The organism is Streptomyces sp. NPDC001927 (assembly GCF_053594455.1).
On the sequence record NZ_JBSFEN010000005.1, the window covers coordinates 151,564 to 173,618 of the forward strand.

The following is a 22,055-nucleotide window of genomic DNA, read 5'->3' on the forward strand; positions in this document are numbered from 1 at the left end:
CACCTTTTCGTACGAGGAGAGCCATGACCGCGGTACCCCCTTCCCAAAATCGGGAGCAGGAAGAGGACGACGCGTACGACTACGACGTCATCGTCGTCGGCTCCGGCTTCGGCGGTTCGGTCACGGCCCTGCGCCTGACCGAGAAGGGCTACCGGGTCGGCGTCCTGGAGGCGGGCCGCCGCTTCACCCGTGCCGAGCTGCCCAAGAACTCCTGGGACCTGAAGAACTTCCTCTGGGCCCCGGCCCTCGGCCTCTACGGCATCCAGCGCATCCACCTGCTGGGCAATGTCATGGTCCTGGCCGGCGCGGGCGTGGGCGGCGGCTCGCTGAACTACGCCAACACCCTCTACGTACCGCCCACGCCGTTCTTCGAGGACCCGCAGTGGCGGGACATCACGGACTGGCAGGAGGAGCTGGCCCCGTACTACGACCAGGCCAAGCGGATGCTGGGCGTCCGGCTCAACCCGACCATGACCCCCTCGGACGTCCACCTGAAGGCGACCGCGCAGGCCATGGGCATCGGCGACACCTTCCACATGGCGCCGGTCGGGGTCTTCTTCGGCGACGGCGAGGATGCCGAGGGTACGTCGAAGGCCGCGCCGGGCAAGGAGGTCGCCGACCCGTACTTCGGCGGCGCGGGGCCCTCCCGCAAGGCCTGCACCGAGTGCGGCGAGTGCATGACCGGCTGCCGGCACGGCGCCAAGAACACCCTCAACGAGAACTACCTCCACCTCGCCGAGAAGGCCGGCGCCGTCGTCCACCCCATGACCTCCGTCGTCGCCCTGACCGAGGACTCGCGGGGCGGGTACGCCGTCAAGACGCTGCCGACCGACAACCGTAAGAAGGGCAAGGGGCGTACGTTCAGGGCCCCGCGGGTTGTCGTCGCGGCCGGTACGTACGGCACGCAGACCCTGCTGCACCGGATGAAGGACACCGGGCTTCTGCCCCGGATCTCGGCCCGGCTCGGCGAGCTGACCCGTACCAACTCGGAGGCCCTGGTCGGCTCCCAGACCACCGACCGGCGCTACCGCAGGAAGCACGGCGCGGAGAAGGCCGACTTCACACGCGGAGTCGCGATCACCTCGTCCATCCACCCGGACGAGAACACCCACATCGAGCCGGTCCGCTACGGCAAGGGCTCCAACGCCATGGGCGGCATGACGATCCTCCAGGTGCCCTACGGGGCCCATCGGGTACGGAACTGGCTCCTGGAACTGATCAAGCACCCCACCCTCGCCGCCCGCTCCCTCTCCAACCGCCGCTGGTCGGAGCGGACCATCATCGGGCTCGTCATGCAGTCCCTGGACAACTCCCTGACGACGTACCGCAAGCCGGGCGGCCTCGGAAAGGGCCTGCTCACGGCCCGGCAGGGGCACGGGGCGCCGAACCCGAACCAGATCCCCGAGGCGACCCGGGCCGCGTCCCTGCTCGCCGAGGAGATCAACGGCTTCGCCGGCTCCAACATCGGCGAGCTGATGGGCACCCCGCTCACCGCGCACTTCCTGGGCGGCTGCCCGATCGGCGCGGACGCGGAGTCCGGTGTCATCGACCCGTACCACCGGCTCTTCGGCCACCCGGGCATCTCGGTCGTCGACGGTGCGGCGGTCTCCGCCAACCTCGGCGTCAACCCGTCGCTGACGATCACGGCGCAGGCGGAGCGGGCGATGTCCTTCTGGCCCAACAAGGGCGAGGCGGACCCGCGCCCGGGCCAGGGGGAGACGTACGTCCGTGTCGGGGCCGTCGCCCCGAAGGCCCCGGTGGTCCCGGCGGACGCGTTCGGCGCGTTGAAGCTGCCGTTCCTGGGGATTCCGGTGGTGCCGCCGAAGAAGGCGTAGCCGCAGGCGGTGAAAACGGAAGAGGCGCTGCACCCCCCTCCGAGTGCAGCGCCTCTCCAGCTTCTGGGTGGTGCTGCATGCATGACCTGTGGCCAGGGGGATTGGTTGTAGGCCGGAACAGGAAATGTCATGTGACGCCTGTCACATGACCATGCGGAAGTGTGCGCGGGCATGCGGGCGCCTGGGCGGCTCTGGACGCGCGCAAGGGCCCCGCGGCGCGATTCCGGTCGCGCGGCGGGGCCCTTGGAGGTCGGCACCGGTGTCAGGGCAGCGGCGGTGCCGAGGGGAGCGCGGCGCCGGGGGGTGCGCCGTGCGGGGTGTGTGGGGAGGAGGGGACGGGTGGTGTGGGGGTGTGTTCGTCTGGACCGGTTGCGGTCGGCCCCGGGCGTCCCCGGGGCCGACCGCCCTTTTGGGTGACCGGGCTGCTGTCCCCTGCCGTCCGGTCACACGCGCTGGGGCGAGGTCCCACGACGTACTTGCGGTACGTCACACGCCCCAGCGAAGCCACGCGTGGTTTTTTCGGGCCCGCCCCTGGGTGGCACGGACAACGGGACCAACGAAGGGGTGCGGGAGCCGGTCACGCGCCGTACGGGTGAGAGCGGGCCCGAACTCAGGTCCGTACCGACGCCCGCTTGCGGGAGGCGCTCAGATGCGGCCGCGGCACAGCTCCAGCATCGTCATCGCGAGCGCCGTGCCCGGCTTGCCCAGCGCGTCCCTGTAGTGGCCGAGCACCTCCATCTCGCGCGCGAGGTTCACCCGGCGGCCGCCCGAGCCGATGCGGGCCTCCTGGATCACGGCCGAGACGGCCATCCGTTCCTGGATCAGGCCGATGATCCGGTCGTCGAGCGCGTCGATGCGCTCGCGCGCGTCGCCGATGAGCGCGGCCGCCTCGTCGGTGCGGGCGCCGGTCTTCTCGGTGGTGGTGGCGGTCATGGTGGGGCTCCTCGGGGTGTCGGATGCCCCGGAGCGACTCGGCCCGGAAACGACAGAACGCCCCGGGCCTTGTCGGCCCGGGGCGCCTGGGAAGTCGCTTGTCAGTTGCTCAAGCAGCACGACCATGGCAGCCGGACGGGCCGGTGCCATAGGTAAAGACGAAGGTCGAGAGCTTGCGCATGCGGACAGTATGTCCCCTCGTGCGGGACCGGGGACAACCCGGGTTCGGATGGTGAGACGAAAAGTGGCACCGCCGCGCCGGTAGAATCGACAAATAGCCCCCGTTCGGGGGACCCCTCGGACCCCCTCCCTACCGCCGGAAGGCCGCCGTAGTGTCATCAGCGACTCCCGCTGCCGCGCCCGACGTCACCAACCCGGACGTAGTCCTCGTTGTCGACTTCGGCGCTCAGTACGCCCAGCTCATCGCCCGTCGCGTCCGTGAGGCGCGGGTCTACAGCGAGATCGTCCCGTCCACCATGCCGGTGGCCGAGATGCTGGCCAAGAAGCCCAAGGCGATCATCCTCTCCGGCGGCCCGTCCTCCGTCTACGCGGAGAACGCCCCGCGCCTCGACCGCGCGCTCTTCGAGGCCGGCGTCCCCGTCTTCGGCATGTGCTACGGCTTCCAGCTGATGGCGACCACCCTCGGCGGCACCGTCGACAACACGGGCGCCCGCGAGTACGGCCGTACGCCGCTGCACGTCTCCAAGGCCGGTTCGACCCTCTTCGAGGGCACCCCGACCGAGCAGTCCGTGTGGATGTCGCACGGCGACGCCTGCTCCGCCGCCCCCGAGGGCTTCACCGTCACCGCGTCCACGGACGTCGTGCCGGTCGCCGCCTTCGAGAACGACGCGCAGAAGCTGTACGGCGTCCAGTACCACCCCGAGGTGCTGCACTCCACGCACGGCCAGCAGATCCTGGAGCACTTCCTCTACCGCGGCGCCGGCATCGAGCCGTCGTGGACCACGGGCAACGTGATCGAGGAGCAGGTCGCGGCCATCCGCGAGCAGGTCGGCAGCAAGCGCGCCATCTGCGGTCTCTCCGGCGGCGTCGACTCCGCCGTGGCCGCCGCGCTCGTGCAGAAGGCCATCGGCTCGCAGCTGACCTGCGTCTACGTCGACCACGGTCTGATGCGCAAGGGCGAGACCGAGCAGGTCGAGAAGGACTTCGTCGCCGCGACCGGCGTCCAGCTGAAGGTCGTCGACGCGCAGGAGCGGTTCCTCACCGCGCTCGCCGGGGTCTCGGACCCCGAGGAGAAGCGGAAGATCATCGGCCGCGAGTTCATCCGCGTCTTCGAGCAGGCGCAGGCCGAGATCGTCGCCGAGTCGGCGGGCCACGGCGAGGACGTCGCCTTCCTCGTCCAGGGCACGCTCTACCCGGACATCGTCGAGTCCGGCGGCGGCACCGGCACCGCGAACATCAAGTCCCACCACAACGTGGGCGGCCTCCCCGAGGACCTGGAGTTCGAGCTCGTCGAGCCGCTGCGCCAGCTGTTCAAGGACGAGGTCCGCATGGTCGGCCAGGAGCTCGGCCTGCCGGAGGAGATCGTCCAGCGGCAGCCGTTCCCCGGCCCCGGCCTCGGTATCCGGATCGTCGGCGAGGTCACCAAGGACCGTCTGGACCTGCTGCGCGAGGCCGACGCCATCGCCCGCGAGGAGCTGACGGCCGCCGGTCTCGACCGCGAGATCTGGCAGTGCCCGGTGGTCCTGCTCGCCGATGTGCGCTCCGTGGGCGTGCAGGGCGACGGCCGGACGTACGGCCACCCGATCGTGCTTCGCCCGGTCTCGTCCGAGGACGCGATGACGGCGGACTGGACGCGGATGCCGTACGACGTGCTCGCGAAGATCTCGACGCGGATCACGAACGAGGTCGCCGATGTGAACCGCGTGGTGCTCGACGTGACGAGCAAGCCGCCGGGCACCATCGAGTGGGAGTAGTCGCTCCCGTACGTGTGTGAAACCGCCGCCCCCACCATCCGGGGGCGGCGGTTTCGTCGTGTCGGTCGTTGTCGGTCGTGTGATCTGTCTGGTCAGTTGCGGGGCCCGGCGTTACCTTCCCGCGCATGAGCGAGACACCGGCCTCCGTACCCGCCCCCGTACCTGTCGATCGGCTGCATGTCGCGATGCCTCCCGTCCACGGGACCGTCGAGGAGGAGCGGACGTACCGCAAGCGGAGACTCGCGGGCGCGCTCCGGCTCTTCGCCCGGTTCGGGTACGAGGAGGGCGTCTCCGGTCATGTGACCGCCCGGGACCCCCAGTACGCCGACTGCTTCTGGGTGAACCCCTTCGGTGCGCCCTTCGCCGAGCTGACCGCGAGCGACCTCGTCCTGGTCAACGGGGACGGGCAGGTGGTCCAAGGCGGCGAACACGTCAACCAGGCCGCCTTCGCCGTCCACGCCGAGGTCCACCGGGCGCGGCCGGACGTCGTCGCCGTCGCGCACAGCCACTCCGTCCACGGGCGGGCGCTCGCCGCGCTCGGCGAGCTGATCGAGCCCATCACGCAGGAGGCCTGCGCCTTCTACCAGGACCACGCGCTCTACGACGCGTACACCGGTGTCACCGTCGACCGCGAGGAGGCGCGGCGCATCGCCGTCGCCCTCGGCCCGTACAAGGGGATCGTGCTGCGCAACCACGGGCTCCTGACCGTCGGGACCTCGGTCGACGCGGCGGCCTGGTGGTTCATCGCCATGGAACGGTGCGCCCAGGTGCAGCTGACCGCGCGGGCGGCGGGCAAGCCGGTGCCGATCGGGCACAAGGACGCGGTCGCCACCCGGGAGCAGCTCGGCGCCGATCTCGCCGCCTGGATCAACTACCAGCCGCTCTGGCGCAGGATCAGCCGCACGGAGCCCGAACTGCTGTCGTAACACGGTGTCCTCAGCTGTCTTTACGTCAATGTGATGACGGTTCAATCACCCCCGCGCGGGGCGCTCGGAGCGCGTGGGAGGCGTTTCGGTACGGCACAATTCCCCATACTCAAGGGTCAGTTGACGAAGGGTCGACGGACGGTCGGACGGATCGGGAAGTGAGCGCCGTGGCGGTGCAAGAGGCGAGACAGTGCCATGACCACGCGGGGTGCGCGGAGAGCGGGCGCACGGGTCACCGGCGTGCGGTCGCCGCCTTCCTCGCCCGGCGGGACGAACTCGCCGTCGGCGAGGGCGTGCCCGCCGCCGTCGCGCACTCGCCGGGTGCCTCGCGGCAGTGGGTCTCCGACGCGCTCGCCCAGTCGGCGCGCGCGGTCGCGGCGGGCGGGCGCGGTGCGGGCGAGGCCTGGCTGCGGCGGGTCAGGTCCGGGACGCTGGGCGTCGTCTGGGGCGGGGTCGTCGCCCTGCTGCTCGCCCAGGCGCTCACCGCGATCGGTGCGGGCTGGACCGGGCCGCGCACGGCCGGCCTGGTCGCCGCGCTCGCCCTCGCCGTCCCGCTCACCTTCGCCGCCCACGCGCACCGGGCGCGCGGCGGGGTCCTCGCCCCGCTGATCGGGGAGGACAACCGGCTCTCCACCTCCCGCGCGGTCGCCGCCGGCTGGCTCCTCCTCGCCGTCTACACCGTGCTCTTCCTGGCCCTGCGGCTGGCCACCGGCGACGTCGAGCGGGTCGGCCTGGGGGTGCGGCACGGCGCCGGGCTGCTCACCGTCTTCGCGCTGACGGCGGCCGTCGCCGTCGCGGCCCGGCGGATCGTGTGGGGCCGGGTGGTCGGGCAGCGGCTGCAGAAGGTGCGGGCCGACCGGCCCCGCGCCGCCGACCTGCTGTGCGACGACGACGGCCGCGCCGCTCTTGGGGATGTCGCCTACGTCCTGGCCTCCGGCGCCGCCCTCGTCCTCGCCGCCGTGCGGCTCGCGCGCGAGCCGGGCCGGCTGCCCGAGGTGCCCTGGGCGCTCGTGCTCCTCGTCGCCGTGGCGGCGGCCGGCTACGTCGCCGCCCTCTGCGTCCAGGGCGGCCGGCCCGTCGTCCTCTCGGTCGTCCGCTCCCGCGAGGCCGGCGACCTGGACGCCCCGATCCGTACGGGCGACGACATCGAGATCCGGGGCGCCGGATTCGTACCGCCGGGGGCCTCCGGCCCGGACGCGTTGACCCGACTGGTCGTGCGCGTCGGCGCCGTCCACGCCCACGTTCCGCTGGTCCCGGTCCCGGGCGGTTTCGCCAACCCCACGGACTCGTCCCTCACCGTCCCGCTCCCGGTCGACGTGGAGCCGGGGCGGGTCGAGGTGTGGGTGGTGACGGCCTCGGGCGTGGAGACCAATCGGGTCACCATCGACGTCGTCGACTGAACACGCGCGGCGTTCTCCACGTATCCACACGGCGGGGCTCCGGGGACAATCGGTTCTGCGGACAGTGGCGTGGAGAGGCAGGCCGACGATGTCACAGCACAGCGCGGGACCGACGTGGGCGAGAACGGCGGGGACGGGCGGGCGGTTCGCCGCCTGGAAGGAGGCCGGGTCGCGGTACGCGCTGCTGCCGCTGCGCGTCTTCCTCGGCGTCACCTTCATCTACGCCGGGCTCGACAAGCTCACCGACTCCGCCTTCATGGCCGACACCGGGAGCGGGTCGATCGGCGAGATGATGCGCGGCGTCCGGGACACCTCGGCCATCCCGGCCCTGGTCGACCTGGCGCTCAAGAGCCCGGTCGGCTTCGGCTACGCCATCGCCTTCGGCGAGCTGGCCGTCGGCATCGGCACCCTGGTGGGCCTGTTCGCCCGGGTCGCCGCGCTCGGCGGCGCGCTGATCTCCCTGAGTCTCTGGCTGACCGTGAGCTGGCAGGTCAACCCGTACTACTACGGCAACGACCTCGCCTATCTCATGGCCTGGCTCCCGCTCGTGCTGGCCGGCGCCTCGTCCTTCTCGCTCGACGCCGTCCTCGCCGCGCGACGGCGCACCCGGTAGGCGACCCAGGTCACCAGGGCGGCCACGCCCAGGCCTCCGCAGAGCACCGGGATCACTCCGTACCAGGGGATCGCCCAGGCGTTCGCGGCGTCGCCCGCGTACATCACGGCGAGGGCGACGGCCGTCCCGCCGGCGACCAGCCGGCCCGGTCGGAACTCATGAAGCAGCACGGGTGACCTCCACCTGTCCGAGACCTATCTCCAGCGAGAGCTCCACCGTCCCACCGGGTGTGGTGCCCGCCGGCGGGGCCAGCGTCCGGCTCTCGTCGATGTCGGGTGCGATGTCGATGTCCTCGGCGCGCTGCTGCGGCAGCTGCACATCGCCCAGGCCCACCTGCGCCCGCAGCTTCACCGTCACGTTCTTCGGCACGATCACCTCCAGCTTGCCCGCGCCGACCTCTGCCTCGGCGTCGACCGTGGTGCCCGCGGGGACGGCGAGCTGGGACAGGTCGAGCGTGCCGACGCCCGTGCCCAGTTCGTACCGGGGCTGGACGGCGGCGACCGAGGCCGGCTTCCAGGTCGTCCGGACCCACTCCGTGGAGATGTCCTTGGGCAGCGCCGCCGCCGCCGCGAGCAGGCCCGCGGTGACCACGGTCAGGAAGATCGTCCCGAACCCGGTCCGGCCGAGGAAGCTGCTGATCACCAGACCCAGGCCGAACACCGCGAGCGCGGCGACCAGGCCGATCTGCAGGCTCGTCCCGAACGGCTGGGTCTCCCACGACAGGCCCGTCCCGAGCCCGCCCGCGAGGAGCGCGAGGAGGAAGACCGGGCCGCCGATGGAGCGCGGTCCGCGCCGGACCGTGGAGGCCTGCGGCCGCCGCGCGGCCGCCGAACCGTCCGAGCCCCACTGGCTTCCGGGCACCGGGACCTCGCCGCTCGGGAGCCGGCCCTCCGCGTCCGCGCCGTGCGGGCCCCAGAGATAGCCGACGGCGATCCTGCCGGTCGAGCCGTCCTTGACTATGGGGTCCTTCCACCAGGACGGGAACTCCACCAGCGGAGGAGCCTTCGCCTCCGGCGGGGCGTCCGCGACGGTGGCCGCCGTCGCCGCGTCCTTCCGGCCCTCGGTGTCACCGGCGGAGACCTGCGCACGCCGCTGGGACCAGACCGCCGCGCCGCACACCGCTATCGACAGCATCACCGCGAACGCGAGCGTCCCGCCGTTGCGCAGCATCGACAGGAAGACACCACAGCCCACCAGGGCCATCAGCACCGCCGCAAGCGCGGCCCCGTCGACGCGGCCGGAGAGCAGTCTGCGGCCCTCGTTCTCCTCCTCGCCCCCGGCCGGGATCAGCAGCCACGCGAAGCCGTAGAAGATCAGCCCGAGGCCGCCGGTCACGGACAGCACGCCGATCGCGATACGGAAGATCACCGGATCGAGGTCGAAGTGCCGGCCGAGACCACCGCACACACCGGCCACGACCCGGTGCTGCCGCGAACGGCGCAGGGACGCGAACGGTGGGGCCTCCGCCGGCGGCGGGGCCTCGTGCGAGGAAGGCGTGGAACTCGTCATGCGTCCATGGTGACCGCCGCCGTCCCGCCGCGGCACCGGGATCGACCCTGGCCCGACCCTGATATTCCGGCGCCGGTCCACCCCGAGAGCCTCCTAGGGGGCGCTTCCTAGGGGCGATCTCAGGGACCGACCCTGATGTGCCGCCCGGGCCGGACGTGTGACGATCGGTGCATGCCAGCAGCCGCCCGCGTTCCGGAGACCGACGAACCGCCCGTGCGCAAGCTCTACCGGAGCGCCGACGGACGGTGGCTCGGCGGTGTCGCGCGCGGCCTCGCGGGCCATCTGGGACTGCCCGTGGTCTGGGTCCGCGTGCTGTTCGTGGGCCTCCTCCTCGCGGATGGCCTCGGCGCCCTGCTCTACGCGGTGTTCTGGATCGTCGTCCCGCTCGGCGTCGGCGGCCGCAGCGCGCCCCGCCCGGTCTTCGAGACCACCCCGGACGGCCGCCGCCGGCTGCGCAAGCCCGACCGGGGCCAGATCTTCGCGCTGATCGCGCTGGCCGTCGGCGCCGCGGTCTTCGCGGGCAACATCGACTGGGGCAACCGGACCGACCGCTATGTCTGGCCCACCCTCCTCATCGGCGTCGGCGTGGTCCTCGTCTGGCGGCAGGCGGACAACGCCCGCCGGGCCAGCTGGACCGAGGCCGGCCGCCGCCGGCGCACCCTCCAGCTCGCCCGCGGCTTCGCGGGCGTCGCCCTCGTCGGCATGGGCCTGACCGTCTTCATGGTGGTCCGGGGCTCGGCGGCCCAGCTGGGCACGGCGCTGACCGCCGCGATAGCCGTCCTCACGGGCATAGCCCTGCTCGCCGGACCGTGGCTGGTCCGGATGTCGCAGGACCTCTCCGAGGAGCGGACCATGCGCATCCGCGCGCAGGAGCGCGCCGAGGTCGCGGCCCATGTCCACGACTCCGTCCTGCACACGCTCACGCTGATCCAGCGCAACGCGGACGAGCCCGGCGAGGTGCGTCGGCTGGCCCGCGCGCAGGAGCGGGAGCTGCGGAACTGGCTGTACAAGCCGGAGGGCACCGGCAAGGACGAGGGCGAGGAGCCCGAGACCCTCGCGGAGGCGGTCAAGCGGGCCGCCGCCGAGGTGGAGGACCAGCACGGCGTCCCCCTGGAGGTCGTGGTCGTGGGCGACTGCCCGCTCGACGAGAAACTGACCGCGCAGATGCAGGCCGCGCGCGAGGCGATGGTCAACGCCGCCAAGTACGGTGGCGAGGGCGGGGCCGTTCAGGTCTACGCGGAGGTGGAGGGCCGTACGGTCTTCGTCTCCGTGCGGGACCGGGGACCGGGCTTCGACCTCGACGCGGTGCCCGAGGACCGGATGGGCGTACGAGAATCGATCATCGGCCGGATGCAGCGCAACGGCGGTTCGGCCCGGCTGCGGTCCGTGCCGGGCGGGGGCACCGAAGTGGAGCTTGAGATGGAGAGGGCGGACGGATGAGCGACGAGACCGGGACCGGGACGACGGCGGAGCCGAGCGCGGAGCGTCGGGTGCGGGTCGTGCTCGTCGACGACCACCGGATGTTCCGTACGGGCGTGCAGGCGGAGATCGGCCGGACCGACGTCACCGGCGTCGAGGTGGTCGGCGAGGCCGCCGATGTCGACCAGGCGGTCACGGTGATCACCGCGACCCGCCCCGAGGTCGTCCTCCTCGACGTCCACCTGCCGGGCGGCGGCGGGGTCGAGGTGCTGCGCCGCTGCACGAACCTGATGACGGCGAGCGAGGACCCGGTGCGGTTCCTGGCCCTGTCGGTATCGGACGCCGCGGAGGACGTGATCGGGGTGATCCGCGGCGGCGCCCGCGGCTACGTGACGAAGACGATCACGGGCACCGACCTGGTCGACTCGATCTTCCGGGTCCAGGAGGGCGACGCGGTGTTCTCCCCCCGCCTGGCCGGCTTCGTCCTCGACGCCTTCGCCTCCACCGACGCCCCACCGGTGGACGAGGACCTGGACCGCCTGACCCAGCGCGAGCGCGAGGTCCTGCGGCTGATCGCCCGTGGCTACGCGTACAAGGAGATCGCCAAGCAGCTCTACATCTCGGTGAAGACGGTCGAGTCCCACGTCTCGGCGGTCCTCCGCAAGCTCCAACTCTCCAACCGCCACGAACTCACCCGCTGGGCAACCGCCCGCCGCCTGGTCTGAGCCCCGGCGGGGTCGACCGCCCGCAAGTCCCGCGAGCCCCGGCAGGTTCCTGCCGGGACTGCCGCTGCACCCCTTCACGCATGGCTCACGCCGTCATCCCGCCATCTTCCCCGACCAGGAAGTGTCGGGTCGCGCAGCCTTCTCCACCACCCCGCCGGTGAACGGCTGTTGACCGCGATGCGCCGCCCTAATGGCTGTCCCGTCAGAGGTGCCGCTGGCATGATGGCGGTCATGACCGCAAACCGAAGGGCCGATGCCGCGTAGACGGCCTGGCACGCTGCGTGCCCAACAACATGGTCCTCGCATCTGGGAGGCCCCGCCGCCGAGTCGGATCCACGGGCTCTCCGCCCGTACGAGCCTGGCGATACATCGAGTGGAGCGCCTCTCGGGCGACTACTACGTCTTCCCCGGCGCCACGGTCCGCGCGCTGCGGCGCTATCAAGCCTTCTTGGAACCGCCGGGGCGGCGGCCCTTGTATCCCCAGGACTCCCACTGCTCGTGTCGCGGCTGTTCCTTCGACGATGTCAGGCATGCCCGTGACGTGCTTGAGGGGGTTCTGCAACAGTTGTCCTCCAGGCACCGCGCCGAGCTGAAGCAGCAAGTCGCCTCCCTGGACGCCGCTTACCTCGAGCGCACTCTTCCTGACCCCTTCGCCGAAGGCCGGCAGTGGCGTGCTGACCTCTGGTGGCGCCGCCGTCTCGCAGTGGGCGGGGAGAGCATGTGAGGTTCGTGCTCCCTTGCCTTGCGTTCCCGCGTTCAGCCCTGGTGCTCCGGTCCGCCGGGGGTGCCCGACGCCGCCTCCGCCGCCTGGGCCGTGAGGCGTTGTTTGGCCTCGTTCCAGGTGATGGGCAGCTGGTCCGCCGGGGTTTGCCAGAAGGTGAAGGTGGAGGCGCGCATCGTGGGGCGTAGGGCGGTTGTGATCGAGCGGTGGGGTTCGGTGCGGGCGTAGGTGTAGAGGGCGTCGCGGTTCTCCCAGGCCGAGAGGGTGTAGAAGGTCCGCTTCAGGGGCTGGGCGATCAGGGAGGCGCCCAGGGCGCCGGGGGCCGACTTCACCTGGCGCCAGGCGGCGAGGGACTTCAGGAAGAACCGGGGGACGTCCGCCAGGGAGCGCACCTCGAAGCGTGAGGCCATGACGTAGGCCTCGGTGCCGGGGCGGGCCTGGTTCGGAACGGTCCAGGGGAGGGTGGGCATGGCGTGTCCTCCATGTATGGATAGTGGCGCTACCTATACAAGTAGATAGCGCCGCTATCCAAAGGTCAAGCCGTTTCGGCCTCGGCGCGTCATCCCACCCGCGTCGCCCCCGCGAAAGGCATCTCGTCGATCGGGGCGACCCGCACCGGCGCGCCCGGGCGGGGCGCGTGGATCATCTGGCCGCCGCCGATGTACAGGCCGACATGGCTGATCCCCGAGTAGAAGAACACCAGGTCGCCCGGGGCGAGTTCGGAGCGGGAGACGCGCTTGCCGGCGTTGATCTGGGTGTACGTCGTCCGGGGCAGCGCCACCCCGGCCGCGCGCCAGGCGGCCTGCGTCAGGCCCGAGCAGTCGTACGCCGACGGGCCCGTGGCGCCCCACACGTACGGCTTGCCGAGCTGGTTCCGGGCGAAGGAGATCGCCTCCGCGGCGCGGGCGTTCGGTGCCGCGATCGGTCCACGAGGGCTGCCCGCATCCCGGTCGGCCCGGTTCGCGGAACCGGTGTCGCTCCGGCCCGAGCCGGCCACCGCCGCCTCGTAGCGGGACCGTTCCTCCGCCGTCAGACGGGCCAGCAGTGTGCGTGCCTCCGCGAGCTTGGTCTGCACGGCAGCCTTCTGCGTCCGCAGATCCGTCTCGTGTCCGCGCAGTTGGGACAGGCGCTCGTCCGCCTCGGATCGCAGCTGCCTGAGGCCGGTGAGCTCACGGCGTACCGAGGTGATCGCCGCCGCCTGCCGCTCCCCGGCCTTCTCGGCGATCGCGGCGCGCGCCAGGTACTGCGCGGGGTCGGAGGTGAGCGCGAGCTGCACCGCGGGGTCCAGGCCGCCGGAACGGTACTGCGCGGTGGCGATGGAACCGAGCCCGTTGCGCACGGTGTTGAGCCGCTCGGTCCTGCGGGCCGACTCGTCCCGCAGTCGGTCGAGCGCGTTCCGGGCCGCGTCCGCCTTCTCCTTCGCGCCGTTGTACTTCTCGGTGGCCACCTCGGCCTCCTGGTACAGCCGGTCCACCTTCGCCTTGACCTGAGCGGGCGTGAGCCGGGGCTCGGCGTGCCCTGAGCCCTCGAAGACGGTCGCCGTCGCCGCGGAGGCGAGGGCGAGCGTGGCGGCGGTCCGTGCCGCCTGGCCGCCGAGGGGGGAGTGCTTGGGCTTCCGGTGCGCTGCCACGAGGGCGGGTCACATCCTCTCCCTGTGGGGGTCGATGCCCACCGGGTCCGGCGATGGGCCGCACAGGGGAGACGGCCCACCGGCGGATTTTCTCGGCGGGGGCGACCGACTGCCGCCGGAAGGACCGACGGTGGTGGGGAGCCGGCCACCTGGGGGAGGACGCTAAACCTGCCCCTCACCCGGGGGCGGGGAGTTGATCGCTATTGGCGTCAGTTGATGCTTGGGGACCGTTCCCGTCCGGCCGCCGCGACGGGAGGACACCGCATTGCGGCCCGCGCCTGACCGAACGGCCCGAGGAACTGGACCCGGCCGAACGCGGGTGCTATGCCCCGGTTAGGCTCCGCCCCATGGACGTACTCATCAATGTCTTCGTCGCCCTGCACATCATCGGAATCGCCGCGCTGCTCGGTGGATTCCTCACGCAGATGAAGGCGATGGGCGCGGGTACGGCCCGCTTCAGCCCCGCCATGCTGCACGGTGCGCTCACGATGCTGGTCACCGGTATCGCGCTGGTCGGCCTCAACCAGGCGGACGACCAGACGGTCAACAACGTGAAGGTCGGCATCAAGATGGCCGTCCTCGTGGTCATCCTCGCGCTCGTGTACGTGAAGCGGGACGAGGAGACGGTCGACAAGGGGCTCTTCGCCGCCGTCGGTGGCCTGACCGTCGCGAACATCTTCATCGCGACGCTCTGGACCTGATCGCCGCCCACCACCCGCCGCGGCACAGCCCGTTGTCAGACCCGGGTGAGATGCTTGTGATCATCGGCGGCGGACACCACCTGCCGCCGACCGTCTCAGGGGGGACTTCATGATCTTCAATCGACGTCCGCGTGCGCTCCGGGGCGCACTCGCCACCACCGCCGTCGTGGCCGCCCTCGCCGCCACGGCCGGCACCGCCTTCGCCTCCGGCGACCCGGCCGGCGCGGCCGAGCGGGCCTCCGCCGCGGCCGAGCAGCGGGCCCAGGAAGGGCGTAGCCAGGCGCCCCGCGCCGCCGCGACCGCCGACGCTCCCGTGGAGACGCCGACGTTCACGATGACGGCTGTCCAGACGCAGGACGGAGAGCTGTTCCACTACTACCCGAACCGGCAGGGCGGGTTCGACGACCGGTACGACGTGGGGGTCGCCTTCGACGCCTTCGCCGACGTGATCAACGTCGACAACGACAAGGACGGGTGGAGCGATGGCACCTGGTACCTCGACAAGAACGGCAAGCTGGACTACAGCTACATCGACGACAACCTCGAGCACCACAGCAAGCAGGTCGGCACCGGCTGGAACATCTACACCGCCGTCCTGTCCCCCGGCTCCCTCGGCGGCGCCCAGGAGGCCGACCTCATCGGTCTCGACAAGGCCGGTGTCCTGTGGGGGTACCTCGCGTACCCGGACGGCTCGCTGACCTCGCGCTTCCGCATCGGCGGGGGCTGGGGGCAGTACACCCAGCTCGCCGGCCAGGGAGACCTGAGCGGTGACGGCAAGGCCGACATCGTCGCCCGCGACACGTCCGGCGGCCTGTGGCTCTACAAGGGCACCGGCGACTACAAGGCCCCCTTCGAGACGCGTACGAGGATCGGCGGCGGCTGGAACACCTACGACCGGCTGCTGTCCGTGGGCGACCTCGATGCCGACGGCCGGTCGGACCTGATCGCGCGCAAGCCGAACGGCGACCTGTTCCGCTACTCGGGCACGGGCGACGCCCAGGCCCCGTACAAAGCGCCGGTCAAGATCGGCTGGGGCTTCCAGATCTACAACCTGCTGTAGTCGGGCACGCGGGCCGGCCTCGTCGGAACGAAGGGCCGGCCCGCGTGTGACTACGCCGGGCGCACGCTGCCGTAGATCGGCATGTAGTAGATCGACTCCTCGCGCACGTTCGCGCCCGGCTTCGGCGCGTGGATCATCTTCCCGCCGCCGATGTACAGGCCGACGTGGCTGATGTCGTCGTAGAAGAAGACGAGGTCGCCCGGGAGGAGATCGTCCGTCGCGATCCTGGTCCCCACCTCCACCTGGTCCCAGGTGGTACGGGGCAGGTCGACGCCCGCGGCCTTCCAGGCGGCCTGCGTCAGGCCCGAGCAGTCGTACGAACTGGGGCCCGTCGCGCCCCACACGTACGGCTTGCCGATCTGGGCCCGGGCGAACGCCAGCGCCTTCTCCGCCTTCGCCGCGTACGTCGAGCCGCCGTTCGCCGGGGGCTGGACGGGCTCGGTCGGCTGCGTCCTACGGGCCTCCTCCTGGCGCTGCCGCTCGGCCTCCGCCGCCTTGGCCCTGGCCTCGGCCTCCGCCTTGGCCCGCGCCTCCGCCTTGCGGCGCGCCTCGGCCTCCCGCTTGGCCTCCAGCTCCGCGAGCCGCTTCTTCTCCTCGGCCGTCAGCCGGGTCAGCAGCGTCCGCGCCTCGCCCAGCTTCCGCTGGACGGTCTCCTTGGTCGTGCGCAGGGTGGCCTGGGACTCGGTCAGCGTCTCCAGGCTCTTCGTCGCCTCCGCGCGCTGCTTCGCCGCGGCGACGCGCTTGCCCTCGTAGTCCGCCACCGCGCTGCGCTGGCGCTCGGAGAGCCGGTCCATGAGGTGGGTCTGGTCGAAGTACGACTGCGGGCTGTCCGCGAAGATCAGCGCGGCGGTCGGGCCGACGGCCCCCGCCCGGTACTGCGCCGCCGCGTAGGAGCCGAGCGCCCGCCGGGACTCGTTGATCTCCTCCGTGCGCTTCGCCACGTCGTCGAGCAGCCGGTCGACCTTGCGGCGCTGCTCGTCGGTGGACTCCTTGGCCTTGTTGTACTGCTGCGTCGCCGTGCCGGCCTGCCGGTAGAGGTCGTCGACCTTCTTCTGGACCTCCTCCACCGTGGGCTTCGGCGGGGAGGTGGGCACGGCCTGGGCGCTCTGCGAGGTCAGCAGGGTGACCCCGGCGAGTGCGGCCGTCGTGACCCCGACGGCGGGGGAATGCGGGCGTGTGGGGCGCGGCTTGCGATGGGACGCCAAGACCGGCATCTCCTTCCGTGGCCGCCGAGGGTGACGACCGGCGTCGACTGCCGGAAGGCAGGGCCGGGTTCGGCGTGAGCTGCCCGCTCGGCGCGTTTCGCCGCCGGAGAGGAACGGGCTGCCTGGGCGAGCACGCTAGCCAACCCGTGGGGCGGCTGGGAAGGGCGATGTTCGATATGCCCGATACATTTTCGTGACCTGAAGCGGACTGTCACCCTCCGTAAGATTCGGGTCACTTCGGGAGGTGGCAGCGGGCTGTCAGTGCGGCGGCCTAGACTCGATAGGCGATGAGCAGCCTCTTTGACGACAGCTTCCTGGCGAGCCTCCAGAACCACTCCTCGGAGGAGCCCCCGCCCCCGCCCGAGGACGACGAGCACCACCCCCACGGCGCCCAGGCCGCGGAGGAGGTCCCGCACGACCTCTTCGAGGGCCGCTTCGACGCGCCGTCGAACCGGGACGCCTACTACCGCGACGGAGCCGCCCGCCCCGTCGTGGACGCCGCCGCGCTCCTGGACGGGCTGAACGAGCAGCAGCGCGCCGCCGTCGTCCACACCGGCTCCCCGCTGCTCATCGTCGCGGGCGCCGGCTCCGGCAAGACCCGGGTGCTCACCCACCGCATCGCCCACCTCCTGGGGACGCGGCACGTCCACCCCGGCCAGATACTGGCGATCACCTTCACCAACAAGGCCGCCGGCGAGATGAAGGAGCGCGTCGAGCAGCTCGTCGGCCCGCGCGCCAACGCCATGTGGGTCATGACCTTCCACAGCGCGTGCGTCCGCATCCTGCGCCGCGAGAGCAAGCGCCTGGGCTTCACGTCCTCGTTCTCGATCTACGACGCCGCCGACTCCAAGCGCCTGATGGCGCTGGTCTGCCGCGACCTGGACCTCGACCCGAAGAAGTTCCCGCCGAAGTCCTTCAACCCCAAGGTCTCCAACCTCAAGAACGAGCTGATCGACGAGGAGACCTTCGCCGACCAGGCCGCCGACGGCTTCGAGAAGACGCTCGCCGAGGCGTACCGGATGTACCAGGCGCGGCTGCGCGAGGCCAACGCCCTGGACTTCGACGACATCATCATGACGACGGTCCACCTGCTCCAGGCGTTCCCGGACGTCGCCGAGCACTACCGCCGCCGCTTCCGCCACGTCCTCGTCGACGAGTACCAGGACACCAACCACGCGCAGTACACCCTCGTACGGGAACTGGTCGGTACGGGCTACGACGACCTGGACCCGGCCGAGCTGTGCGTCGTCGGTGACGCGGACCAGTCGATCTACGCCTTCCGCGGCGCGACGATCCGCAACATCCTCCAGTTCGAGGAGGACTACCCGAACGCGACGACGATCCTCCTGGAGCAGAACTACCGCTCCACGCAGACGATCCTCTCCGCCGCCAACGCCGTCATCGAGCGCAACGAGTCCCGCCGCCCCAAGAACCTGTGGACGAACGCGGGCGCGGGCGCGCAGATCACCGGCTACGTCGCGGACACCGAGCACGACGAGGCCCAGTTCGTCGCCGACGAGATCGACCGGCTCACGGACGCGGGCGACGCGAAGGCCGGCGACGTCGCCGTCTTCTACCGGACGAACGCCCAGTCCCGTGTCTTCGAAGAGATCTTCATCCGCGTCGGCCTGCCCTACAAGGTGGTCGGTGGTGTGCGCTTCTACGAGCGCAAGGAGGTCCGTGACGTCCTCGCCTACCTGCGCGTCCTCGCCAACCCCGAGGACAACGTCCCGCTGCGCCGCATTCTGAACGTGCCCAAGCGCGGCATCGGCGAGCGCGCCGAGGCGATGATCGACGCCCTCTCCCTCCGGGAGAAGATCACCTTCCCGCAGGCCCTGAAGCGGGTCGACGAGGCGTACGGCATGGCGGCCCGCTCCGCCAACGCGGTCAAGCGCTTCAACACCCTCATGGAGGAGCTCCGTACGGTCGTCGACTCCGGCGCGGGCCCGGCCGTCGTCCTCGAAGCCGTACTGGAGCGCACCGGGTACCTCGCCGAGCTGCAGGCGTCCACCGACCCGCAGGACGAGACCCGTATCGAGAACCTCCAGGAACTGGCCGCCGTGGCCCTGGAGTTCGAGCAGGAGCGCGGCGAGGAGGGGACCGGCACGCTGGCCGAGTTCCTGGAGAAGGTCGCGCTCGTCGCCGACTCCGACCAGATCCCCGACGAGGACGAGGAGGGGTCGGGAGTCATCACGCTCATGACCCTGCACACCGCCAAGGGCCTCGAATTCCCGGTGGTGTTCCTGACCGGCATGGAGGACGGCGTCTTCCCGCACATGCGCGCGCTCGGCCAGGCCAAGGAGCTGGAGGAGGAGCGGCGCCTCGCGTACGTGGGCATCACGCGCGCCCGCGAGCGGCTCTATCTGACGCGTTCCTCGATGCGCAGCGCCTGGGGCCAGCCCTCGTACAACCCGGCGTCGCGCTTCCTGGAGGAGATCCCGCCGACGTATCTGGAGTGGAAGCGCACCGGCCCCATGGCCAAGCCCGCCGGGCCGACCTCGGGGATCACCTCCTCGCTCTCCTCCTCCCGTGCGCGCTCGGGCCCCTCGGGCTTCGCCACCCGCCGGACCAGCGACAAGCCGGTCATCAACCTCCAGGTCGGCGACCGGGTCACGCACGACCAGTTCGGCCTCGGCACGGTCATGCAGGTCACGGGCGCCGGATCCGACGCGCAGGCGACCATCGACTTCGGCGACGAGAAGCCGAAGCGGCTGCTGCTGCGGTACGCGCCGGTCGAGAAGCTGTAGGACGGCGGACATGCGAGAGGGCCCCGGCTTCGGCCGGGGCCCTCTCGCATGGTCGGTGCTGGTGTCGGTCTCAGCCCGTCGGGTTGAGACCGTGGCTGCGCAGCCACGCCTCGGGGTCGATCGCCGCGCCGCCGCCCGGACGGACCTCGAAGTGGAGGTGCGGACCGGTGGAGTTGCCCGAGTTGCCCGAGTACGCGATGACGTCGCCGGCCTGGACCTTGCCCGAGCGGATCTTGGTGCTGCTCAGGTGGCAGTACCAGGTCTCGGTGCCGTCCGGCGCGGTCACGATCGCCATGTTGCCGTAGGCGCTGTTGTACTGGGTGCGGACCGTGCCGTCCGTCGCGGCCATGACCTTCGTGCCGTACTGGACGGGGAAGTCGATGCCGGTGTGCACGGACATCCAGTTGACGCCCGCCTGGCCGTAGCTCGCGCTGAGCTGGTGCAGCTTCACCGGCAGCGCGAACTTGGGGCGCAGCGCCTCCTTGCGGGCCGCCTCCTCCTCGCGCTTCTTCCGCTCCGCCTCCTGGCGGGCCTTGAGGTCGATGCGCTCCTGGGTGCGGCTGGCGCGGTCGCCGAAGTCGCGGGCGTCGGCGCTCAGTGCGGCGAGCTGGGTGTCCAGCTTGTTGTTGGCGGCGACCGGCTTCACGGAGGCGGGGTCGGCGGCGGCGAGCGCCGTCGTGTCGTCCTTCGTGCCGGCGCCGGTGTCCGACAGGCCGCCGACCGAGGCGGCGGCGATCCCGGCGACGCCCATGACACAGGCGGACGGAACGGCGACGGTCAGCAGCGCGGAGCGCTTCGCGGGCGTACGGCGGCGGCCTCGGCTGCCGCCGGAGGAACGGCGCACGGGTCGGCCGGCGGCGGATGCGGCGGCCGGCGCGGGAACGGCCGGAGACTCGGTGAGGGTCTCGACGGCGGGGTCCTCGGCGTCGTGCTCGTACGCGTACTCCTGGTCGTAGTCGTCCTCGTAGGACTCGTACGAACCGTGGGACTCGTGGGTCTCGTACGACTGGTGCGTCTCGTGCGAGGAGTCGACTTCGTACGCGGTGGTGGATTCGGTCGCGTAGGTGACGTCCTCGTAGGCGACTTCTTCGTACGTGACTTCTTCGTACGCGGCGGGCTGCTCGGGGACGTACTCGTACTCGGGGGTGTACTGCTGCGGAACGACGGGCTCGGCCTGGTTCCAGGCGGTGGCGTCGTACGTACCCGTCTCGAAGGAGGGGTTCGTCCACTGGCCCGTGGTGTCGTACGAGGCGAAGTGCGCGGTCTCGTACTGGCCGGTCTGCTGGGCCTCGTTCCAGGCGGAGGCGTCCCACTGGCCGGTGGTGTCGTACTGCGCCGCGTCGTACTGAGCGGTGACGGTGCCGTACTGGGCGGCGGTGGTGTCGTACTGCCCGGTGGTGTCGAACTGGCCCGTGGTGTCGTAATGCGTGGTGGCGCCGTACGCGGTGGTGTCCCACTGCTGGGTGCCGGTCCACTGGGTGCTGTCGTACTGGCCGCTGTGACCGGCGTCGTAGCCGCCCGGGAGGGCGCCGAAGAGCGGGTCGGTGGCGAAGCTGCCGGTGCTGTGGGCGTCGTCTCCGACGTACCCGGCGTGGGGGTGCTGGTCGTTCACCAACTTCTCTCTCGCCTCGGCGGCAGGGCCAGTCCGGGGCGGGCCCGACGAGGGTGTCCCGGGTTAAAGCAGTGGCGCGACTGTACCCGGCGGTATACGCAAGCGACAATCTTCCGAGGGTTTTGGTTCCACAGGAAACGGGCAATCGGCCGTGTTTCGGCGACCTCGGGGGAGAGCCTTGGCCCTGTGTTCGAGGAACGTTCGAAGAACAGACACCTTCTGGCGGGTCGTCAGGGGCGCCGGGTCATGCCACGGAGGCGGCTCCGGGTTCGGTGGCTTCGGTGTCGTCGTCGGCATCGAGCGCTTCGCGGATCCCTGCCGCCACGGTCGGATGCACCGGCAGGGCGAGATGACCGATGCCGCTGACCCGAACGTTGTGCACGCGCAGATCGGGGTGGTCGAGCCGGGCCGTCTCCACCGGGACCATCACCTGGTCCAGGTCGCTCCAGAAGCTGACGCAGCGTGTCCGGCAGTCGGGGGCTGGTTCGGCGAGCTCCTGGAGCACGTCCGAACCGGGGCGCATCTGGCGCACCAGGGGGTGGGCGCCGGCCCAGGGGGCGGCGGTGGTGCCGGAGTGCGGGGTGCCGAGCATGACGAGCGTGCGCACGCGCGCGTCACCGCCCTGGCGCTGTACGTAATGACGGGCGATGAGGCCGCCCAGGCTGTGGCCGACGATGTCCACCTCGTGGTGGCCGGTCCGGGCGCACAGCTCCTCGACGTGGCGGCCGAGCAGCTCGGCGGCGACGCGCAGGTCATTCGTGAGCGGAGAGTAGTTGAACGACTCGACCGGGTGACGGCCGTGGCGGACCAGGGAGCGGCGGAGCAGGACGAAGACGGAGCGGTTGTCGGCGAAGCCGTGGAGGAGGACCACGGGCCGTCCGGTCCCGGGCCGCCGGTTCGCGCCGTCCTCGCCGACCGTGTCGGTCTCGGGGCGCTCGGCGACCATTCCGGAGGGGTAGAGGAGCAGGTGGCCGGTGAGGATGGCCAGCTCCAGGGCGTTGGCCTTCAGTGCGGTCGTGACCTTGGTGAGCCTGGTGAGCTCCATCGTCGGCCTCCCGAACGGCACGCGGGGCCGAACGGCAGTG

The 22,055-nt window shown here is 71.4% G+C and carries 17 protein-coding genes; 10 read left to right on the plus strand and 7 right to left on the minus strand.

The window, feature by feature from the left end:
• Positions 1-23 precede the first annotated feature (23 nt).
• A complete protein-coding gene (locus ACWCO8_RS14640; protein WP_451032505.1) occupies positions 24-1,835 on the plus strand; it encodes a GMC oxidoreductase in 1,812 nt (603 codons plus the stop codon).
• 645 nt (positions 1,836-2,480) lie between these two features.
• Here ACWCO8_RS14640 and ACWCO8_RS14645 read toward each other — a convergent pair.
• Complete coding sequence (locus ACWCO8_RS14645; protein ID WP_451032506.1) at positions 2,481-2,768, minus strand: chorismate mutase; 288 nt, start codon at positions 2,766-2,768, stop codon at positions 2,481-2,483.
• 332 nt (positions 2,769-3,100) lie between these two features.
• Between ACWCO8_RS14645 and guaA the strand changes: the two genes are divergently transcribed.
• The 4 genes from guaA to ACWCO8_RS14665 all read left to right on the plus strand — a co-directional run bounded on the left by guaA (position 3,101) and on the right by ACWCO8_RS14665 (position 7,641).
• The gene (gene guaA, locus ACWCO8_RS14650; RefSeq protein WP_451032507.1) at positions 3,101-4,702 is read left to right on the plus strand and encodes a glutamine-hydrolyzing GMP synthase; all 1,602 of its coding nucleotides are present in this window, start codon (positions 3,101-3,103) and stop codon (positions 4,700-4,702) included.
• 125 nt (positions 4,703-4,827) lie between these two features.
• Complete coding sequence (locus tag ACWCO8_RS14655) at positions 4,828-5,628, plus strand: class II aldolase/adducin family protein (RefSeq protein ID WP_451032508.1); 801 nt, start codon at positions 4,828-4,830, stop codon at positions 5,626-5,628.
• Between the two features lie 167 nt (positions 5,629-5,795).
• The gene (locus ACWCO8_RS14660) at positions 5,796-7,028 is read left to right on the plus strand and encodes a hypothetical protein (RefSeq protein ID WP_451032509.1); all 1,233 of its coding nucleotides are present in this window, start codon (positions 5,796-5,798) and stop codon (positions 7,026-7,028) included.
• Between the two features lie 88 nt (positions 7,029-7,116).
• Entirely contained in the window at positions 7,117-7,641 is a 525-nt protein-coding gene (locus ACWCO8_RS14665; RefSeq protein ID WP_362013748.1) for a DoxX family protein, read from the plus strand.
• A gap of 156 nt (positions 7,642-7,797) precedes the next feature.
• On the opposite strand, the gene ACWCO8_RS14670 is transcribed toward ACWCO8_RS14665, so the two are convergent.
• Positions 7,798-9,150 carry a PspC domain-containing protein gene (locus ACWCO8_RS14670; RefSeq protein WP_451032510.1) on the minus strand — a complete coding sequence of 451 codons (1,353 nt, stop codon included), beginning with the start codon at positions 9,148-9,150 and terminating at the stop codon, positions 7,798-7,800.
• Positions 9,151-9,321: 171 nt separating this feature from the next.
• Here ACWCO8_RS14670 and ACWCO8_RS14675 point away from each other — a divergent pair, with 171 nt between their 5' ends.
• Both ACWCO8_RS14675 and ACWCO8_RS14680 read left to right on the plus strand, forming a co-directional pair.
• Positions 9,322-10,590 (plus strand): PspC domain-containing protein, encoded by a 1,269-nt coding sequence (locus tag ACWCO8_RS14675; protein ID WP_362013752.1) that lies wholly within the window; start codon positions 9,322-9,324, stop codon positions 10,588-10,590.
• Positions 10,587-11,294, plus strand: coding sequence for a response regulator transcription factor (locus ACWCO8_RS14680; RefSeq protein ID WP_362013754.1), 708 nt, complete (start codon positions 10,587-10,589; stop codon positions 11,292-11,294). Before ACWCO8_RS14675 ends, ACWCO8_RS14680 begins: the two co-directional genes overlap by 4 nt.
• 756 nt (positions 11,295-12,050) lie before the next feature.
• Here the strand turns inward: ACWCO8_RS14680 and ACWCO8_RS14685 are convergent.
• Both ACWCO8_RS14685 and ACWCO8_RS14690 read right to left on the minus strand, forming a co-directional pair.
• Positions 12,051-12,485, minus strand: coding sequence for a DUF3291 domain-containing protein (locus ACWCO8_RS14685; RefSeq protein WP_451032511.1), 435 nt, complete (start codon positions 12,483-12,485; stop codon positions 12,051-12,053).
• Between the two features lie 89 nt (positions 12,486-12,574).
• Positions 12,575-13,645, minus strand: coding sequence for a C40 family peptidase (locus ACWCO8_RS14690; protein ID WP_362013758.1), 1,071 nt, complete (start codon positions 13,643-13,645; stop codon positions 12,575-12,577).
• A 347-nt stretch (positions 13,646-13,992) separates the two neighbouring features.
• Between ACWCO8_RS14690 and ACWCO8_RS14695 the strand changes: the two genes are divergently transcribed.
• Positions 13,993-14,346 (plus strand): hypothetical protein, encoded by a 354-nt coding sequence (locus tag ACWCO8_RS14695; RefSeq protein WP_451032512.1) that lies wholly within the window; start codon positions 13,993-13,995, stop codon positions 14,344-14,346.
• Positions 14,347-14,455: 109 nt separating this feature from the next.
• On the plus strand, positions 14,456-15,406 hold the full coding sequence (locus ACWCO8_RS14700) for an FG-GAP repeat domain-containing protein (RefSeq protein ID WP_451032513.1): 951 nt from the start codon (positions 14,456-14,458) through the stop codon (positions 15,404-15,406).
• A 50-nt stretch (positions 15,407-15,456) separates the two neighbouring features.
• Here ACWCO8_RS14700 and ACWCO8_RS14705 read toward each other — a convergent pair whose 3' ends face one another.
• A complete protein-coding gene (locus ACWCO8_RS14705) occupies positions 15,457-16,620 on the minus strand; it encodes an NlpC/P60 family protein (protein WP_451032514.1) in 1,164 nt (387 codons plus the stop codon).
• A 278-nt stretch (positions 16,621-16,898) separates the two neighbouring features.
• Here ACWCO8_RS14705 and pcrA point away from each other — a divergent pair, with 278 nt between their 5' ends.
• Positions 16,899-19,358 (plus strand): DNA helicase PcrA, encoded by a 2,460-nt coding sequence (pcrA, locus tag ACWCO8_RS14710; RefSeq protein WP_451032515.1) that lies wholly within the window; start codon positions 16,899-16,901, stop codon positions 19,356-19,358.
• 70 nt (positions 19,359-19,428) lie between these two features.
• On the opposite strand, the gene ACWCO8_RS14715 is transcribed toward pcrA, so the two are convergent.
• Both ACWCO8_RS14715 and ACWCO8_RS14720 read right to left on the minus strand, forming a co-directional pair.
• Complete coding sequence (locus tag ACWCO8_RS14715) at positions 19,429-20,970, minus strand: M23 family metallopeptidase (RefSeq protein WP_451032516.1); 1,542 nt, start codon at positions 20,968-20,970, stop codon at positions 19,429-19,431.
• Positions 20,971-21,214: 244 nt separating this feature from the next.
• On the minus strand, positions 21,215-22,015 hold the full coding sequence (locus ACWCO8_RS14720) for an esterase/lipase family protein (RefSeq protein ID WP_451032517.1): 801 nt from the start codon (positions 22,013-22,015) through the stop codon (positions 21,215-21,217).
• Between the last annotated feature and the right edge of the window lie 40 nt (positions 22,016-22,055).

Bases quoted from the DNA above. Each gene is read 5' to 3' on its own strand.
- ACWCO8_RS14670 (WP_451032510.1), bottom strand. From the start codon at position 9,150: ATGACGAGTTCCACGCCTTCCTCGCACGAGGCCCCGCCGCCGGCGGAG.
- ACWCO8_RS14700 (WP_451032513.1), top strand. From the start codon at position 14,456: ATGATCTTCAATCGACGTCCGCGTGCGCTCCGGGGCGCACTCGCCACC.
- ACWCO8_RS14640 (WP_451032505.1), top strand. From the start codon at position 24: ATGACCGCGGTACCCCCTTCCCAAAATCGGGAGCAGGAAGAGGACGAC.
- ACWCO8_RS14655 (WP_451032508.1), top strand. From the start codon at position 4,828: ATGAGCGAGACACCGGCCTCCGTACCCGCCCCCGTACCTGTCGATCGG.
- ACWCO8_RS14685 (WP_451032511.1), bottom strand. From the start codon at position 12,485: ATGCCCACCCTCCCCTGGACCGTTCCGAACCAGGCCCGCCCCGGCACC.
- ACWCO8_RS14680 (WP_362013754.1), top strand. From the start codon at position 10,587: ATGAGCGACGAGACCGGGACCGGGACGACGGCGGAGCCGAGCGCGGAG.
- ACWCO8_RS14695 (WP_451032512.1), top strand. From the start codon at position 13,993: ATGGACGTACTCATCAATGTCTTCGTCGCCCTGCACATCATCGGAATC.
- ACWCO8_RS14665 (WP_362013748.1), top strand. From the start codon at position 7,117: ATGTCACAGCACAGCGCGGGACCGACGTGGGCGAGAACGGCGGGGACG.
- pcrA (WP_451032515.1), top strand. From the start codon at position 16,899: ATGAGCAGCCTCTTTGACGACAGCTTCCTGGCGAGCCTCCAGAACCAC.
- ACWCO8_RS14675 (WP_362013752.1), top strand. From the start codon at position 9,322: ATGCCAGCAGCCGCCCGCGTTCCGGAGACCGACGAACCGCCCGTGCGC.
- ACWCO8_RS14705 (WP_451032514.1), bottom strand. From the start codon at position 16,620: ATGCCGGTCTTGGCGTCCCATCGCAAGCCGCGCCCCACACGCCCGCAT.
- ACWCO8_RS14720 (WP_451032517.1), bottom strand. From the start codon at position 22,015: ATGGAGCTCACCAGGCTCACCAAGGTCACGACCGCACTGAAGGCCAAC.
- ACWCO8_RS14645 (WP_451032506.1), bottom strand. From the start codon at position 2,768: ATGACCGCCACCACCACCGAGAAGACCGGCGCCCGCACCGACGAGGCG.